Consider the following 16,888-nt stretch of genomic DNA (forward strand, 5'->3'; position numbering starts at 1 on the left):
TACCAGCGCAGCGATTGGCGGCTGGCTGTCGCCGGGAGTGAGGACGGCTGCTGGCATTGGATCGTAACGGTTCTCACGCGGTAATCCGGTAATGGATAGCCGCGCCGGAGCGGATCGAACACGCTACACTGCGCGCCATGGAAGATTTCGATATCGCGGTGATCGGCGCCGGTGCGGCGGGGATGATGTGCGCGGCGGTGGCGGGACAGCGCGGTCGGCGCGTCGTGCTCATCGACCATGCGGCGCGGCTTGCGGAGAAGATCCGTATTTCCGGCGGCGGCCGCTGCAACTTCACGAATCTGCAGGCGAGCCCCGCCAATTTTCTCTCGGCCAACCCGCACTTTTGCCGCTCCGCGCTTGCGCGGTATACGCCGCGCGATTTCCTCTCCCTGTTGAAGGCGCACCGCGTCTCATGGCACGAGAAGCACCGCGGGCAGTTGTTCTGCGACCACTCGAGCGAAGCGATCATCGACCTGCTCAAGGCGGAATGCGACACGGGCAAGGTTGCATGGCGGCGCCCCGTGACCGTCGATGCGGTCCGTCATGCGAACGGCAGCGGGTTTGCGCTCGATACGAGCGCGGGCCCGATCGCGGCGCGCGCGCTCGTCGTTGCCACGGGCGGACTGTCGATCCCGAAGATCGGCGCAACGGACTTCGCTTATCGGGTGGCAAAGCAGTTTGGCCATAAGCTCGTCGAGCCGCGTCCGGCTCTCGTGCCGTTGACCTTTTCGTCAGATGTTTGGGCGCCGTTCATGGCCCTGTCGGGCGTCTCCCTGGAAGTCGGTGTGGCGACAGGCGAAAAGAAGACGAAGGTAGCCGGGTCGTTCGTCGAAGACCTGCTCTTTACCCATCGCGGTCTATCCGGACCAGGCGTGTTGCAGATCTCGAGCTACTGGCAGCCGGGCGAGCCGATCCGGATCGATCTGCTGCCCGATCGCGAGCCTGTCGCCGAGCTGCTGCAGGCCAAGAGCGCAACGAAGCGCCAGATTGGCACTCTGATCGCCGAGTGGCTGCCGTCGCGGCTTGCGCACGCCTGGCTCGAAACGCAGGGACTTTCGCCCGATGCGCGCGTGGCGGACCTTCCCGACAAGACGCTGCGCCGGCTCGGCGAGGCTTTTTCGGTATGGACGCTCGTGCCGAGCGGCACGGAGGGCTACCGCAAGGCGGAGGTGACGAAGGGCGGAGTCGACACGCGAGAGCTGTCGTCGGCCACGATGATGAGCGAGCGCGTCCCGGGGCTCTATTTCATCGGGGAAGCCGTCGACGTGACGGGCTGGCTCGGCGGCTACAACTTCCAGTGGGCGTGGGCGTCCGGGGTCGCGGCGGGCCAGGCCGCGGCGGAATACGCTCGCAAAACGGACGCTTGACAGGCGCCTGGCATTAATGCAGATCGTCTGCTATACTCCCGAACCTTTGCCAAGTTTCCGTTAGGAACATGACGATCATCCGCGTAAAAGAAAACGAGCCCTTTGAAGTCGCGATGCGCCGCTTCAAGCGCACGATCGAGAAGAACGGTCTTCTGACCGAGCTTCGTGCGCGCGAGTTTTACGAAAAGCCTACGGCTGAACGCAAACGCAAGAAAGCTGCGGCAGTGAAGCGCCATTTCAAGCGCCTGCGCAGCCAGATGTTGCCGAAGAAGTTCTACTGATAGCTCTAACGATTTAGCCGCGCCGTGCGGATCAGTCCGTGCGTCGCGCAAAAACCCGCTTGAGGTCGGATCCCAAGCGGGTTTTTGCGCTCGGTAAGCGTTTTCCTTCTGTTTCAATGCGTTCTTCGGGTGAATGATGAGTTTGAAGGATCGGATCAACGACGACATGAAGTCCGCCATGCGCGCGCGCGAATCGGAGCGTCTCGCGACGATTCGCCTGCTGCTCGCGGCGATCAAGCAACGCGAGGTCGATGAGCGTACGACGCTCGACGACACGGCCGTCACGGCCGTCATCGACAAGATGATCAAGCAGCGCAAGGACTCGATCAGCCAGTTCGAAGCCGCGGGCCGTACCGATCTCGTCGACAAGGAAACGGCCGAGCTGGCGGTTCTCGCAGGTTATATGCCGGCGCAGCTTTCGGAAGCCGAAATCGCGGCCGAAGTGCAGCACGCCGTGGCGCAAACCGGTGCCGCCGGTCCCCAGGACATGGGCAAGGTGATGGGCGTCCTGAAGGGCAAGCTCGCGGGGCGTGCCGACATGACGGCCGTATCGGCGCTCGTCAAAGCTGCGCTCGCCAAATAGCGAAACGCGGGCTCGCCGCCGCGCGAACGCGCGGGGCGGGCCGCGCCGGCGACACGCAACGTGATTCCGCACTCGTTTCTGCAGGACTTGCTGAACCGCGTCGACATCGTCGATGTGGTGGGCAAATACGTCCAGCTCAAGAAGGGCGGCGCGAACTTCGTCGGCCTGTGCCCTTTCCACAACGAGAAAAGCCCGTCGTTTACGGTCAGTCCGACGAAGCAGTTCTATCACTGCTTCGGATGCGGTGCGCACGGCACGGCGATCGGGTTTCTGATGGACCACGCCGGTCTGGCTTTCCCCGAAGCGGTGGGCGAGCTCGCGCAATCGGTCGGGCTGACGGTGCCGCAGGAACCGGCGCCGGGCCGCGCGGGCCCGGCGGGCTCGGGCGGCGAGGCATGGCAGGCCGGCCCGGGCACGGCGAACGCCAAGACGGCGGCTGCGCTCTCGGACCTCATGCACATTGCTTGCGACTACTACCGCAAGGCGCTGCGCGGCTCGCCCGAGGCGATCCGCTACTTGAAGAAGCGGGGGCTGACGGGCGAGATCGCGGCGCGTTTCGGGCTGGGGTTCGCCCCCGACGGGTGGCAAAACCTGGAGGCTGCTTTTCCCGACTATCGCAGCGATGCGCTCGTCGAGGCGGGACTCGTCATCGTCAGCGACAAGCTCGATAGCGAAGGCCAGCCGCGCCGCTACGACCGCTTTCGCGAACGGATCATGTTTCCGATCCGGAACGTGAAGGGACAGGTGATCGGATTCGGTGGGCGCGTGCTCGAGTCGGGAGAGCCGAAGTATTTGAATTCGCCCGAAACGCCACTATTTAGCAAGGGTAGCGAGCTTTACGGTCTTTTCGAGGCGCGACTTGCGATTCGCGAGGCGCACTCGGTGTTGGTGGTGGAAGGTTACATGGATGTCGTCGCGCTGGCGCAGCTCGGGTGTCCGAACGCCGTTGCGACCCTCGGTACGGCTTGCACGCCGATCCACGTGCAGAAGTTGTTGCGGCAGACCGATACGGTCATCTTCAGCTTCGACGGCGATGCCGCGGGGCGGCGCGCCGCGCGCCGCGCGCTCGATGCGTGCTTGCCGCATGCGGCGGACAACCGGACGATCAAGTTTCTGTTTCTGCCGCCCGAGCACGACCCGGACAGCTTCATCCGCGAGTTCGGCAAGGAGGCGTTCGCCGAGCAGATCGAGCGAGCGACGCCGCTGTCGCAGTTCATGTTGAGCGAGGTGATTGCCGGCAAGGAACTCGATACGCCCGAAGGCCGGGCCCGCGCGCTCTTCGATGCGAAGCCGCTACTGCAAGCGCTGCCGCCGAACGCGTTGCGCGCGCAGATCATGCACATGTTCGCGGACCGGCTCGACGTGCCTTTCGAGGAAGTCGCGGCGCTCTCCGAGGTCGATGCGCGGATCGTCGCCGCGGCTCGTTCGGCACCGGCGCGCAAGGACCGTCGGCGCGTGACGGGAATCGAGGAGCGTGCGTTGCGCAATCTCGTCATGTATCCGCGCATCGTTGCAACGTTGGACCAGGAGGCCGAGGAGAGCCTCTTCGCGCAAGCGCATGGCGAGTTGTTCGCGGAAGTGGCGACCCACGCGCGCGAATTGGGCAGTGCAGCAGAATTCCGCTTGCTGTCCGACTTACTGCGTACGGGGGCGAACGCCTCGACCTTCGAAGAAATTTTTCGGGAAATTCTGGTCTATGATGAAAACGTGCGGGATTTGTTGCTACATAGCCCCGAAAACGACGAAGCCGCCGTCGAACAACAGCGCGAGCGAGAGCGCATCGCTGGCGAAGAACTCCAGGCGGCAATCCTGAAGATGCGCTACGACGCTTGCTGTCAACGGCTCGAGCGCTTGTCGCGGCAGTCGAGGCACACCTCGGACGAGATTGCGGAGGTCGCGGAGCTCAACCGGCAGCGGGCCGAAATGAAGCGCCGCCTTGGGCTTTGACGGGCGGGTAAGGGCGCGCGTGCTATAATAAAAGGTTTCCAGCGGTTTGATTTTTCAGGTTTTCTTGGCAAGAGGCGCGAAGGCAGACAGGCGAGGCGAGATAGCGATGGCAAAGACGACAGGCGCAAAGGCGACGGCGAAGACAACGGGGACAGGCAAGGCGAAGAGCGTTGCCGGCAAGGTTTCGCCGCGGACGGTGCGCAACGTGTCCGAGGCCAGAAAGGCTTCCGCGAGTGCTTTGGCGGCCGGCGGGAAATCGACGACCAAGGCGGCTGCGCGGGCTTCGGCGGCAGCGGCCGATGTGACCAAGGCGGCGAAATCATCCGCCAAACCGGAGACGAGGCCCGTCGCGAAGCAGGCGGGCGCGAAAAGCGGGAGGGGCGCGGCTGCCAGGCCGGACGATTCGGCAGTGCGCGAAACCCAGGTATCCACGGTGCAACCGGCTGAAGTCCAGCAGCCGCGAGTCGAGAATATTGCCGGTACGGCGAACTCCATGACGAAAAAGCTGAACGAAGTTTCCGTCGATGACGACGCAACCCAAGCTGACGAGCAGCACGCTGCCTCGGGCAAAGCCGAAAAGGCCAAGGCGCGCGATCGTCGCGCGAAGGAGAAGGCGCTTCTGAAGGACGCGTTCGCGTCGACGCAGCCCGGCACCGCCGAGGAGCTCGAAGAACGGCGTTCGAAGTTGCGCGCGCTGATCAAGCTCGGCAAGGAGCGGGGCTTCCTGACCTATGCCGAGATCAACGATCACCTGCCCGACAACTTCACGGAGACGGAGGCGATCGAGGGCATCATCAGCACGTTCAACGACATGGGCGTGGCGGTGTACGAGCAGGCGCCCGATGCCGAGACGCTGCTGCTGAACGACAACGCGCCCAACGTGGCGTCGGACGACGAGGTCGAGGAAGAGGCCGAAGTCGCGCTTTCGACGGTCGATTCCGAGTTCGGTCGCACGACCGACCCGGTGCGTATGTACATGCGCGAGATGGGTACCGTCGAGCTGCTGACGCGCGAGGGTGAGATCGAGATCGCGAAGCGGATCGAGGACGGCCTCAAGCACATGGTGATGGCGATCTCGGCGTGCCCGACGACGATTGCGGACATCCTGGCGATGGCCGAGCGCGTGGCGAACGACGAAATCCGCATCGACGAGCTTGTCGACGGCTTGATCGATCCGAACGCCGAGGATACGGACGGCTTCTCGGCTCAGGAAGCCGAAGCGATCGAGGCTGACGACGAGGAAGTCGAAGAGGAAGACGAGGAAGAAGAGGAAGAAGACGACGGCACCGCGCAGGCCACGGCCAACGCGGCGCAGCTCGAGGCGCTGAAGCGCACGTCGCTCGACAAGTTCTCGCTGATCAGCGAGTGGTTCGACAAGATGCGTCGTGCGTTCGAGAAGGAGGGCTACAAGTCGAAGTCCTACCTGAAGGCGCAGGAAACGATCCAGGACGAGCTGATGTCGATTCGCTTCACCGCGCGTACCGTCGAGCGGCTTTGCGACACGCTGCGTGCGCAGGTGGACGAAGTGCGTCAGGTCGAGCGTCAGATTCTGCATATCGTCGTCGACAAGTGCGGGATGCCGCGCGCCGAGTTCATCGCGCGCTTCCCGAGCCATGAGACCGACCTCGATTGGGCCGAGCGCATCGTTGGCGAAGGCCATCCGTACAGCGCCGTGCTGTCGCGCAACATTCCGGCGATTCGTGAGCAGCAGCAGCGGCTCATCGATTTGCAGGCGCGCGTGGTACTGCCGCTGAAGGACCTGAAGGAAACGAACCGTCAGATGGCGGCGGGCGAGCTGAAGGCGCGTCAGGCGAAGCGCGAGATGACCGAGGCCAACCTGCGTCTCGTGATCTCGATCGCGAAGAAGTACACGAACCGCGGCTTGCAGTTCCTCGATCTGATTCAGGAAGGCAACATCGGTTTGATGAAGGCGGTGGATAAGTTCGAATATCGTCGCGGCTACAAGTTCTCGACGTATGCGACGTGGTGGATTCGCCAGGCCATTACGCGTTCGATCGCGGACCAGGCGCGCACGATCCGGATTCCGGTTCACATGATCGAGACGATCAACAAGATGAACCGTATTTCGCGGCAGATTTTGCAGGAGACCGGTCTCGAGCCGGATCCGGCGACGCTGGCCGAGAAGATGGAAATGCCGGAAGACAAGATCCGCAAAATCATGAAGATCGCGAAGGAGCCGATCTCGATGGAAACGCCGATCGGAGACGACGACGATTCCCATCTGGGCGACTTCATCGAAGATACGAATACGGTCGCACCGGCCGACGCGGCGTTGCATGCGAGCATGCGTGACGTCGTGAAGGACGTGCTCGATTCGCTGACGCCGCGCGAGGCGAAGGTGCTGCGGATGCGCTTCGGCATCGAGATGAGCACGGATCATACGCTCGAGGAAGTCGGTAAGCAGTTCGACGTGACGCGTGAGCGGATTCGCCAGATCGAGGCGAAGGCGCTGCGCAAGCTGCGCCACCCGAGCCGTTCCGACAAGTTGAAGTCGTTCCTCGAAGGAAGTTGATCGAGGCGTGCGTTTCACGCGAGACCCGGCGCCATGCCGGGTCTTTTTTTAGGTAGAATCGCGAAGTTTCGGGCCTCTAGCTCATGCTTGGTTAGAGCAGCGGACTTGATGGGTGGTGTCCTACGGCCCGCGAGGGTACGGGCATCATCAGAACGGGTTGCCGTCGGGCAAGTTGACTCTGCCCTTCGGTAGAACTGCTCAAATTCGGGGAAACCTCTGTTGCCGGCTTGCCGCTCAAGTTGGCGGGCAGCGTGGCGATCCCGAGCGAAGCTCTCGATCTTTCTTCGAGAGAACGTGTAGAGACTGTACGGGCAGGTCGTAAAGACAAGAGACAGTCCAGACCACAAACCCGAAAGGGGTGGCGAAAGCCATAGTGGTACGCATAATCCGTTGGTGCCGGGTTCGACTCCCGGGGGGCCCACCAAAATGTCTTCCCGGATGTTCCGAGAAAGTCTGAAAACCCGCATCGTGTAAGGCGTTGCGGGTTTTTTCATGACCGCCTTGGTCCGCGAATGTCCATTGCCAGCTACCGTCAGCTGACGGTATTTTCGACGGTATACGATAGACTGTGCTGCGCGTCCGCGAAAAAATACCGTCAGGGCCGAGACATGCCGCTTACCGACACCGCCTGCCGTCAAGCCAAAATCAAGGGCAAGCCGTATAAATTGACCGATAGTGGGGGCTTGTACCTGCTGGTCAACCAGGCGGGAAAGTATTGGCGATGGGATTACCGGTATCTCGGCAAGCGCAAGACGATGGCCTTGGGGGTTTATCCTGAGACCTCGTTGGCGAAGGCACGTGAACGCCATCGGGGAGCACGAGAGACCCTGATGGCTGGCGCAGACCCCGTACAGGCTAAGAGGGCGGTTAAGCGTAAGGCTAAACTCGCGGCGTTCCATTCGTTCGAAGCGGTGGCAACGGACTGGTTCGCAAAGCATATGGTCGGGCGCTCCGAGAGCCATAAGGAGCGCATTTGGAACCGCCTCGAGGCAGATATCTTTCCATGGCTTGGGAAGCGCCCTGTGAACGAAATTGAGGCGTCAGAAATCTTGGATTGCTTGCGCCGCATTGAGGCGCGAGGCGCGATTGAAACGGCTGGCCGCGTGCGTTGGTCATGTAGCAAGGTGTTTCGCTATGCCATCGCCGCTGGCTTAGCGAAGAACGATCCGGCCGAACTATTGAAGGGCGCATTATCTAGACCGACGACGACGCCGTTTCCCACGATCACCGATCCGGTCGCGGTTGGTGCACTGCTCCGTGCGCTGGATGGTCTCCAAGCAACGTTGGTGGTCAGGTGTGCCGCGCGCTTAGCGCCGATAGTATTCGTGCGTCCCGGTGAACTGCGTCACGCCGAATGGAAGGAAATGGATTTGGATAAAGCCGAATGGCGTATCCCGGCGGAGAAGATGAAATCCAGGGCGACTCATGTCGTTCCATTGCCGACGCAGGCGATCGGTATCCTACGCGAACTGAAGCCGCTGACCGGCGCTGGCAAGTACGTCTTTCCAGGAGAGCGAACGCGGGAGCGGCCGATGAGTGAGAACACAATCAATGCGGCGTTGCGTCGGCTTGGATATGCCAACGACGAATTCACGGGGCATAGCTTCCGCAAGATCGCTTCCACGCTGCTAAACGAATCGCATCTGTGGCATCGCGACGCCATAGAGCGTCAATTGGCGCACGGCGAGCGTGACGAGGTTCGAGCCGCCTACAACTATGCGGAATACCTGCCGGAACGAAAAAAGATGATGCAGTGGTGGGCGGACTACCTTGATCATCTAAAAGCTGGTGCCGATTTGATACCGACTTTGCGAGGGGCTTAGATATTTTTTGCCCTGGAACCTCCAGACACAGCTGAGTCTCCCTCTGAGATTTCGCCTTGCAGCAGACCGCGTATAAAGTCCGCCAACGGAACGAAAAAGAGATGTTCGGATACCGAACTGGGTGTACACGGCGAAGTTCAAGGAAGCGGCCGCGCAACGAGCGAAAGACGGGCCAGGCGTGAGCGCCGTCGCCCTGGTGTTCAGCGCTTCTCGAAACGCCCGACCTTCAGTCACGATGAACTATCGGCGCAGGATGAAATGCATGTGTCAGCGACGCCGACCTCGACGATCAGATTCTCAGCGTAAACCTGCCGTTGCATCCAACATACCTTCAACTCGCTTGTGCACCACTTCCGACTTTAGCTCTACACCAGCGGCGTCGATCAAACGGAAACACAAGGTAGTCGCGCACGGTGAGCGGTTCGGACTGGCCTTTGAGGCCGACTTCCGGCCACTCATTCTTTTTCGGCCAGTGTGCCGTGAGAAAAATGGTGTCCCAGATCGTCGTAAAGAACCCATAGTTTTTGTGCCGGTGATGCGCTTCCGAAGAGTGGTGAATACGGTGGAACTTATTGTCGCCGATGATGTATCGCAGCGGCCCCAGATTGATGCTCGTGCTAGAGTGAGAAAGATGGGCCTGAAAGGTAATCAGCGTCATGGCAACCGCGGGCACGACGCCAGATTCAAAGTGGATCAGCGCCAGTGGTAGTGCTACAAATACTGCGTAAACAAGTGGCTCGGAAACGTAGTGATTGCAATTCCATGCTGTCAGTTCGCGGATCGAGTGATGAGTGGCGTGCATGCGCCACAGCAATGGAACCGCATGCTGAGCGCGGTGCATCCAGTAGTAAAAGAAGTCGCCGGCAATCGCCACCGAGACAGCTGAAAGGACGGTCAAGCCCTTGTTAATGATTATGTTGTCAGAGTGAAGCAACGTGCCGAAATTGATCGTTACGAGCGGCTTAATTCCTAGCCAGCCCAAACTCACAGCGTAGAAATGCCAGATTACCGCGCCGCATCCAATGCGAATAATCCAAGTCCGCACGCCGCGAACGTATGAGGCAAAACTGTTTCGATAAGCCGGAAAGATTAGCTCGAGCGCGACGCATGCGGTAGCGAAGATCGCAATCAGTTCGAATGATTTCACATAGGACAGAGCCATCTCATTAACATCAAGAATGTGCATTTTCTTCTCCGGCGAATCGGTCAAATGCGCCAACATCAGGTCGGAGCGACCCGCGTCAACGCGGCGTCTTCTTCACGGAGCTCATGGGTCCAAAACTTATTGATTCCAACGCAGCCCGATGAATTCGGTTTGGCATCCAGATTGATATCGGCAGCAATAACGTCGGATTGCATCTTGCAGGTCATGAAAAATTTCCTTTTCGGGGCGCATTCAAACGGTGATCGTATCGCCGGCACAGCGCGCACTGCAGGATGTACTATGCGACATTTCCAGAAATCGAAAAAATCAATTGTTTGGATAAGATCCATTCGTTCCACGAATGACTGCCCTGAATGACAGACTGAGGGCTCGAGCTTAAGCAGCCAATGAGGCGCGAGTCCCCAATGCTCGAGGTTCAGCGAATCGATCAGTACTACGGCCAGCAGCCACGCGTTACGCGATGTGCCGCTCAGGGTGGCGGACGAGGCTTGCACGGTCGTGCTTGGGCGCAACGGCGACAGGCAAGACGACGCGGCTCAAATGTCTCGTCGGCTTATTGCCCATCAAGGCTGGCGGGATCGCGCCGGGAGGCATCGAAACTATACGCACGCCCGCATCGGGCACCGGCTGGCCTCGGCTACGTCCCCAAGGGATGCGACAAATTTGCCCGTCTGACCGCCGATGAAAACCTCAAGAATCGGTGGTTAGCGGGCGAGCGAAGCGTCGCAACAATGTTCACGCGCCCTTGGTTCGGCTGGACATCCAGGTGGTGCGCACGGGGAAGAACTGCACACCTCCGATCGTGAACGTGCGGACTAACTAGGTCATATGCAGCACGCGCGCTGAACCGCGCAACGCCCGAGCACAGCGACCGGCTCAAAAGGGTTCGGTCGGAGATGTCATCGAATAGCGTTACGCTCCGGGTAGCCATTGAGCGCACGGCTGACCGTGGTTCACGACATCCCAAGCTTGTGGGCAAGATCTTTGGGTCTCATCGCGTGTCGCATTCTTGCCGCTTTCCCGCCAACCTGCCGGGGGCACCGACCCCGTAGGGCGACGCATCAACTTGCAACCGGCCATTGTCGAGTACGTGGACGGGCATCGGGTCCGAGATCTCCCCGATGAACTGGCTGTCCTTGCCGAATTTCAGAAAGGCCATGAAGCGCAAGGTACCGTCCGGTGCGTGCACCACCCGGCCGGAATAGAGCGAGCCTGCTGCATCGCCGACCAGAAAGTCTTCCTCGACCAGCCTCCATTCGCCAAGCGGATGATCGGCAATCAAATAGTGCGTGCCCGTCATGGGCTCGGACATACGCTCGCGGCAATACGTCGGCTCGATATGGTTCTTCGCGGTGCAGAACAGGCAGTACCAGCGGCCCTGGTGCTCGAAGATCTGCGGTACTTCGAGTTGCCCGAACACCTTCGAGCGGAACAGCGGCGGGCGCAGCGACCAGTGTTCGAGATCGCGCGACACCGCATGCCCGAGCACGCCGCGTCCGAGCGCCGGGCCTATGGGCTCTCGAGCGGTGAACACCATGTGCCAGCCGTCGCCGTTCGGGGCGGCGAAGACCCAGGGGTCGCGGAAGGCCTGGTCGTGCCACATATCTGTATTGAGCGGCTCGTACCAAGAAGGATCGATCTCCAGTATCGGATTGTGCGCAAGTCGTTCCCACGTATGCAGATCGTCGGATACAGCGGCACCGATGCGCTGCACGAGACCACGATCCGCATGGTTCGTGCCAGTGTAAAACATCATCCAGCGCTGCTTCGACGTGCGTACGACCGATCCCGTCCACGTGGTGTAGTCATCCCATGCGGGCGAGCGCGCTGGATGCAGCGTGGTCCCGCGTTCTGTCCAGTTGACCAGATCGCTGGAAACCGCATGGCCAATCGATACGTTCCAGTGCCGCTGCTCGGGGTCACCGATCGCCTTCGGGGCATTCAGGAAAAACATGTGGGTGAGCCCGCTTTCCTGTGCAAACCAGAAATCCCAAACCCAACGGTCCTCAAGGCGAAATGCCATCGCTGCTGTCCTATCTGGCGACACGGTCGGTTGTTGCGATGTGGGCCATGCCGGGTTGCGCGCCGTCTGGCGCGAATATCAGCGCCAGAAAGCGCGCCGGTCGTTCGACGCAGTGGCTGGCCTGCGAATATTACACCTGATGATTACAATTGCGCGCAATACATCAAAATTTTTTAGGGTCCCCTGTCACAAGTCTGCCGGGTTACCTATAGAAAAGCGCTTTCAACGCATTTTCTTGGGCGAGGAGTCCGGCGACGAACCGCTTCCCATAACTGTCACTAATAGTACACACAAAGAGTAGTAATATCCATCTGGTCGCGCTGGACGGCCGCCGAGGCAGCGAAGGCTCGTCGGAATTTCGCGACTGACCACATACATGACACATTCGGGAAGAACCATGTTCGATCAGCAAGTCGGCCGCCGTTACTGGCGCCTTTCTGCGCTTGCATTCGCGACAGCGGCAGCGTGGTCATCGCTGGCCTGCGCCGCGGCGCAGGTTCCGGCGGATGAGACGGAGTCTAGTGCAGCGGGCGAGCAGACCACGGATAAGGACCAGCAGGTCCAGCGCTTCGGTCATGTCGACGTCACGCGCAAGCGCGCAGTGAGCGGTGCGGCCGTCGCGACGAAGCAGACGCAGGACCGGGTGATGGATGTTTTGACGAAGGAGCAGATAGAAACCTTGCCGGATGCGACCGTCACCGAGGTGGTGAAGCGTGTCGCCGGCGTATCGGTGAGCTTTAACTCGGACAACGTGAACGGTCGCGACGAGGCGCAGTTCGTCGCGATACGTGGCCTCGACGCGAGCTACAACAATATCTCGTTCGACGGTGCGCCGATGGCCTCAACCGACCAGACGAGCCGCGGCGTACGCACGAATATGCTGCCGTCGTCGCTCGTCAAACAGGTGCAGGTCTTCAAGACCTGGCAGCCGGATCAGGACCCGAATGCGGTCGGCGGGTCCGTGAACATCGTCACGCGCAGCGCGTTCGACAACGGCGGCAAGCCGTATTTCAGCGCGACGGGAGCACTCGGTCATGCCGACGCAACAGGCAAGGTTCTGTCGGGGGCCGAGGGCCTCGCGCGCAAGGCGGATATGGCATGGAGCGCCACATTTGGCCCGAGCCAGGCCGTCGGCCTCGTGATCGCAGCGAACTACGAGAAACAGAACACGTATTCGCTGGGTCACATGACCACGGACAACATCTTCTACAACTTCTACAACGCGAACGGCTCGCTCGCGAACCCCGCGGCGACGGGCGGGGCGAATCTAGGCAACGGCCTCCCCGTACCCCAGCAGTTCAAATACTGGCAGTACCGCAAGAATCTCGAGCGGCAGGGCGTCGATGCGAAACTCGAAGCGAAGTTCACGCCGGACGTATACGGTTTCGTCTCGCTCGGCTACAACGTCGAGAATATGCATGAGTTGCGCGACGAGAACATCATCGACGTCGGGCGCACGACGGGGGTCTCTAGCAACCCCGTCATCAACCAAACGGCGACGTCGGGTCAGTTCGCACTCGGCGAAGCGGAAGCAGGTGTACAGCAAAGCAAGATCGACCGTACCGTGGAGAACGTCCAGGGTGGTCTCGACTGGCATCTTGGCGATGATCGGATATTGTCGTTCCGCTCCTCGTTTTCGAAGGCAAGTCAGTGGAATCCACAGACGGCTGTGAAGTACATCTACGGCAACCTGAAGTACGGTGCGTCCGGCACGCAGCCATCTATCGTCGGCATACCGGGCATGGCGACGACCTATGACACATCCGGATTCGATCCCGCCGTGAGCGTTGTGAATCCCTCCGGCTTTGTGAATCCCGCAAATTGGCAGCCGCTCTATTGGCGTACCGACAACATCCGGATCGACGACAGGGTGGGCGACCTGAAGCTCGATTTCCGCCAGAACATGGACCTCGATTCGCGCGGACTGGGCTATGCCATCGGCGTCGATTATCGCAGCCTCGGCCACAACTACAACGAAGCGTTCAACGCCTACTTTCCGACCGGCAGCGGGATGACGATGGCGGGCGTGGGCGGTGCGTCGGGGACCACGCTGCCGTACACCAATGGTCTGCCGTTCATGACCATCGACCTTAACAAGGCCTGGCAGCAACTGTTGAGCAATGGCAGCCTTGTTGCGGCGAACGTCAACAATCTCGCGAGCAGTTTGCAGAACGACTACTCGCACACGGAACAGACGGCGGCCGGCTACGCGATGGCGTCATGGCGCACGGATCGTCTGAGCGCGATGATCGGACTGCGCCAGGACAACACGCGTCTGTCGACGACAGGCAATGTGCGCAATACGGTGGGAGGCACGACCACATGGCAGTCCGTCACTAACGATTCGAAGTACAACTTCACATTGCCGGCCGCATCGCTGGTTTTCGATGCGACACCCGCAGTGCGCCTGAAGCTCGCCGCCAGCAAAACCATCGGCCGGCCGACCTATGACGACTACGCGCCCAACACGTCAATCTCCGAAAGCTCAGACGGGTCGCTGACCGTTGTCACCGGCAACCCGAACATCAAACCGCGCGAATCGACGAACCTCGATCTCTCGGCGGAATGGTATCTGCCGCACTCGGGCCTCGTCTCGCTCGCAGCGTTTCACAAGCAGATCAAAAACGAGATCTACAGCCTGACCCGCCAGGGGACGCTGTTTTACGATGGCTTGACCCGCACAGCGTCGATCACACAGCCACTCAATTCGTCGAGTTCGAAACTCGACGGCATCGAACTGAACTTCGTGCAGAGTTCGCTCGGCTGGCTTACGCGGTACCTGCAGGGCTTCGGCTTCAGCGGAAACCTCACGTTGCTAAGCGGTCGCCTGAATGCGATCACGTCATCGGGCAGCACGCGCACGATCAACCGCCTCGTCAACCAGCCAGATCAGATCCGTAACCTCAGTATCTTCTACAACTATCGCAAATTCGGCATCACGGTCGCGTATAACTGGATCGGCACAAGCCTGCGTGCGGTTGATGCCAGCCTGCCGCGCCAGGACGTGTACTGGCAGGCGCGCAAGGAAATCGATCTGCAGGCACGCTATGACATCGGCTCGGGCTGGCAGACGTTCTTCGAAGTCGCGAACCTGACGGGATCGCCCGTGGTCGCCGTCACCGGTCAAAACCGTAATCTGCTGAAGGACAAGTTCTCCATCGGGCGGACCTTCTGGCTCGGTCTGACCTATACCCCGAAGCATCTTTGACCTAGGACGGCTGGGCTGCCCCACGGGTGACCGGCCGGACACGGGATTATTTCATCAAGGACATGACATGAACATCCTGCAGCAATTTCTCAGTCTGAGCACGCAGTCGGCGGGCATCATCCCGATCCTCGCGCTGCTTTTTCTCGTGGTGCTGGCCGTCGCGATCGAGCGCGTGGCGTTCTTCGCGAAGGCGGCACCCTCGGGCGCAGAAATCGATCATCGCCTCAACTCGCTCGACTTCCACGATGAACGCTCGGTGAACGAAGTTGCGACGCGCTACCGTTCCACGGTTTACGGTGCGACGTTGCAGGCTGTCGTCGAGGCGCGCTCGCTGAATCCCGACGAGATGGACCGCTATATCGACGAAGCGATCGTACGCACGTTGCCGCAACTCGACAGGCACCTGTGGATGCTCGATACAGCTGTGACGCTCGGACCGCTGATCGGGTTGCTCGGCACGATCATCGGCATCACCGAGTCGTTCAACGTGCTTGGCGCCGCAGGGCCTAGCGCGGGTGCTGTGACGGGCGGCATAAGTCATGCGCTGATCGCGACGGGCTGTGGTTTGCTCGTGGCCATTGTCGGGGTCGCGGCGAACGGCTACTTCGCCAAGCGGGTGCGGCTTGCGATGTTGTGCCTCGATCTGATCAAGCTCGCAAGCGTCAAGCGCACCCATCTGGTCGGCAGGAGCACGGCGGGTACTGCGGGTATCGCGGGCGCCGCCGATACGCGTGAGCGTCAGGAGCACGTCGCGAGCGTACGGGCGATGTCGCGCACGATGGCCTCCGATGCGTCGGGAGCATAATCATGAGCCGCACTCGTTACGTCGAGTCGCACGAACCGCGCATCGAAATTGTGCCGATGATCGACATCATGATGTTCCTGCTGATTTTCTTCATGGTCACGATGTTGAAGATGATCGATGCGAGCGGCGTCAAGATCAACGTGCCGCACGCCGCATCGGCCGCCCCGCTGCCGAAGGCGACGCTCACGATCACGGTGAAGAAGGACGGCAGCCTGTTCTTCGAAGGCAAACCGGTGTCCGCTGACTTGGCGACGCAGACGATCCGTGCACGTGCGCACGACGCGAAGGTCGACGTGCTGATTGCGGGCGACAGGGAAGTGTCGCTGCAGGATCTGCTGCACGTGATGGACCTCGCGCACGCGGCGGGTGTCGACGATGTCGGCGTCGCGGCCGTGCGCTGAGGTGCACTCATGAAGACAGTCGTTCTGGGAACGCTCGTGCCGCCCGAACCGAAGTCTGGGATGCGTTGGCCCGCTGCGTTTGTGATTGCGCTTGTCATCGAAGGTGGGCTGGTTGCGGTATTGGGACGCATCGCGGTGCAGCCTGTTGCCGAACCACCTCCGCCACCGAAGGTGATGAAGATTGTGACGATCGCCGACGCGCCCGCCCATCCCGCACCGCCGCAGCCGGCCCGGAATGCACCCCCCGAACCGCCGAAGCCCGCGCCTGTGCCGCACCGTCCCACGCCGGTGCGGCATGCAGCGCCCACACGCAGCGCGGCGCCTGCGCCGGCCGTGACACCCGCGCCCGTCGTCAGTCAGGGGCCCGTGACTGTGCCGCAGGCGGCGCCCGCCGTCGCACCGGACATGGAGAAGCCGACGCATCAGACACCGCCCGCCGCGCCGCAGCCACCAAAGGTCCGCAAAGGCATCGTGCCGCTGGTGCGGGTCGAGCCGGATTATCCGCCGCGCGCGATGGCCGGCAACATCGAAGGGTCGGTGATCGCGCACGTCACGATCACGCCGGATGGGAGCGTGAGCGCTGTGAGTATCGTGCGCTCGGATCCGCCGAAGATCTTCGACCAGGTTGCAATCAACGCGCTGATGCGCTGGAAGTTTTCTCCCGGCGACGCCGATGTGATCGGGGAAGTCGCACTGCGTTTTTCGCTGAGCGAATGACGCACTGAACAGACATAAACATCAGGAACAAATGA

13 protein-coding genes are annotated in these 16,888 nt (G+C 61.0%); 10 read left to right on the forward strand and 3 right to left on the reverse strand.

Annotated elements, in window-relative coordinates:
- Nucleotides 1-137 precede the first annotated feature (137 nt).
- The 6 genes from C9I57_RS27980 to C9I57_RS28005 all read left to right on the forward strand — a co-directional run bounded on the left by C9I57_RS27980 (nucleotide 138) and on the right by C9I57_RS28005 (nucleotide 8,534).
- Nucleotides 138-1,367: an NAD(P)/FAD-dependent oxidoreductase gene (locus tag C9I57_RS27980; RefSeq protein ID WP_107153821.1), complete on the forward strand. Its 1,230-nt coding sequence runs from the start codon at nucleotides 138-140 to the stop codon at nucleotides 1,365-1,367.
- A 68-nt stretch (nucleotides 1,368-1,435) separates the two neighbouring features.
- Nucleotides 1,436-1,648: a 30S ribosomal protein S21 gene (gene rpsU, locus C9I57_RS27985; RefSeq protein ID WP_018439737.1), complete on the forward strand. Its 213-nt coding sequence runs from the start codon at nucleotides 1,436-1,438 to the stop codon at nucleotides 1,646-1,648.
- 136 nt (nucleotides 1,649-1,784) lie between these two features.
- The gene (locus C9I57_RS27990) at nucleotides 1,785-2,231 is read left to right on the forward strand and encodes a GatB/YqeY domain-containing protein (RefSeq protein WP_107153844.1); all 447 of its coding nucleotides are present in this window, start codon (nucleotides 1,785-1,787) and stop codon (nucleotides 2,229-2,231) included.
- Between the two features lie 60 nt (nucleotides 2,232-2,291).
- Nucleotides 2,292-4,178: a DNA primase gene (dnaG, locus tag C9I57_RS27995; protein WP_107153822.1), complete on the forward strand. Its 1,887-nt coding sequence runs from the start codon at nucleotides 2,292-2,294 to the stop codon at nucleotides 4,176-4,178.
- 106 nt (nucleotides 4,179-4,284) lie between these two features.
- On the forward strand, nucleotides 4,285-6,711 hold the full coding sequence (gene rpoD / locus C9I57_RS28000; protein ID WP_107153823.1) for an RNA polymerase sigma factor RpoD: 2,427 nt from the start codon (nucleotides 4,285-4,287) through the stop codon (nucleotides 6,709-6,711).
- Between the two features lie 608 nt (nucleotides 6,712-7,319).
- Complete coding sequence (locus tag C9I57_RS28005; RefSeq protein WP_181321976.1) at nucleotides 7,320-8,534, forward strand: tyrosine-type recombinase/integrase; 1,215 nt, start codon at nucleotides 7,320-7,322, stop codon at nucleotides 8,532-8,534.
- Nucleotides 8,535-8,865: 331 nt separating this feature from the next.
- Here C9I57_RS28005 and C9I57_RS28010 read toward each other — a convergent pair whose 3' ends face one another.
- From C9I57_RS28010 to C9I57_RS28015, 3 genes are all read right to left on the reverse strand, one after another.
- Nucleotides 8,866-9,720 (reverse strand): sterol desaturase family protein, encoded by an 855-nt coding sequence (locus C9I57_RS28010; RefSeq protein ID WP_107153845.1) that lies wholly within the window; start codon nucleotides 9,718-9,720, stop codon nucleotides 8,866-8,868.
- A gap of 35 nt (nucleotides 9,721-9,755) precedes the next feature.
- Nucleotides 9,756-9,905 (reverse strand): hypothetical protein, encoded by a 150-nt coding sequence (locus tag C9I57_RS32885; RefSeq protein ID WP_181321973.1) that lies wholly within the window; start codon nucleotides 9,903-9,905, stop codon nucleotides 9,756-9,758.
- A gap of 785 nt (nucleotides 9,906-10,690) precedes the next feature.
- Nucleotides 10,691-11,722 carry a hypothetical protein gene (locus tag C9I57_RS28015; protein ID WP_107153825.1) on the reverse strand — a complete coding sequence of 344 codons (1,032 nt, stop codon included), beginning with the start codon at nucleotides 11,720-11,722 and terminating at the stop codon, nucleotides 10,691-10,693.
- Nucleotides 11,723-12,119: 397 nt separating this feature from the next.
- Here C9I57_RS28015 and C9I57_RS28020 point away from each other — a divergent pair, with 397 nt between their 5' ends.
- The 4 genes from C9I57_RS28020 to C9I57_RS28035 all read left to right on the forward strand — a co-directional run bounded on the left by C9I57_RS28020 (nucleotide 12,120) and on the right by C9I57_RS28035 (nucleotide 16,853).
- Entirely contained in the window at nucleotides 12,120-14,930 is a 2,811-nt protein-coding gene (locus C9I57_RS28020) for a TonB-dependent receptor (protein WP_107153826.1), read from the forward strand.
- Between the two features lie 67 nt (nucleotides 14,931-14,997).
- Nucleotides 14,998-15,735 (forward strand): MotA/TolQ/ExbB proton channel family protein, encoded by a 738-nt coding sequence (locus C9I57_RS28025; RefSeq protein ID WP_107153827.1) that lies wholly within the window; start codon nucleotides 14,998-15,000, stop codon nucleotides 15,733-15,735.
- 2 nt (nucleotides 15,736-15,737) lie between these two features.
- Nucleotides 15,738-16,136 carry an ExbD/TolR family protein gene (locus tag C9I57_RS28030; RefSeq protein ID WP_107153828.1) on the forward strand — a complete coding sequence of 133 codons (399 nt, stop codon included), beginning with the start codon at nucleotides 15,738-15,740 and terminating at the stop codon, nucleotides 16,134-16,136.
- 9 nt (nucleotides 16,137-16,145) lie between these two features.
- Nucleotides 16,146-16,853 carry an energy transducer TonB gene (locus C9I57_RS28035; protein WP_018439725.1) on the forward strand — a complete coding sequence of 236 codons (708 nt, stop codon included), beginning with the start codon at nucleotides 16,146-16,148 and terminating at the stop codon, nucleotides 16,851-16,853.
- Nucleotides 16,854-16,888: the final 35 nt, after the last annotated feature.

The sequence above is a fragment of the Trinickia symbiotica genome, from assembly GCF_003028655.1.
Lineage (GTDB): Bacteria > Pseudomonadota > Gammaproteobacteria > Burkholderiales > Burkholderiaceae > Trinickia > Trinickia symbiotica_A.

Excerpts from the sequence above, each read along its gene's own strand:
- C9I57_RS32885 (WP_181321973.1), bottom strand. The coding sequence starts at position 9,905 with ATGACCTGCAAGATGCAATCCGACGTTATTGCTGCCGATATCAATCTG.
- C9I57_RS27990 (WP_107153844.1), top strand. The coding sequence starts at position 1,785 with ATGAGTTTGAAGGATCGGATCAACGACGACATGAAGTCCGCCATGCGC.
- C9I57_RS27980 (WP_107153821.1), top strand. The coding sequence starts at position 138 with ATGGAAGATTTCGATATCGCGGTGATCGGCGCCGGTGCGGCGGGGATG.
- C9I57_RS28025 (WP_107153827.1), top strand. The coding sequence starts at position 14,998 with ATGAACATCCTGCAGCAATTTCTCAGTCTGAGCACGCAGTCGGCGGGC.
- C9I57_RS28035 (WP_018439725.1), top strand. The coding sequence starts at position 16,146 with ATGAAGACAGTCGTTCTGGGAACGCTCGTGCCGCCCGAACCGAAGTCT.
- C9I57_RS28030 (WP_107153828.1), top strand. The coding sequence starts at position 15,738 with ATGAGCCGCACTCGTTACGTCGAGTCGCACGAACCGCGCATCGAAATT.
- rpsU (WP_018439737.1), top strand. The coding sequence starts at position 1,436 with ATGACGATCATCCGCGTAAAAGAAAACGAGCCCTTTGAAGTCGCGATG.
- rpoD (WP_107153823.1), top strand. The coding sequence starts at position 4,285 with ATGGCAAAGACGACAGGCGCAAAGGCGACGGCGAAGACAACGGGGACA.
- C9I57_RS28015 (WP_107153825.1), bottom strand. The coding sequence starts at position 11,722 with ATGGCATTTCGCCTTGAGGACCGTTGGGTTTGGGATTTCTGGTTTGCA.
- C9I57_RS28020 (WP_107153826.1), top strand. The coding sequence starts at position 12,120 with ATGTTCGATCAGCAAGTCGGCCGCCGTTACTGGCGCCTTTCTGCGCTT.
- C9I57_RS28005 (WP_181321976.1), top strand. The coding sequence starts at position 7,320 with ATGCCGCTTACCGACACCGCCTGCCGTCAAGCCAAAATCAAGGGCAAG.
- C9I57_RS28010 (WP_107153845.1), bottom strand. The coding sequence starts at position 9,720 with ATGCACATTCTTGATGTTAATGAGATGGCTCTGTCCTATGTGAAATCA.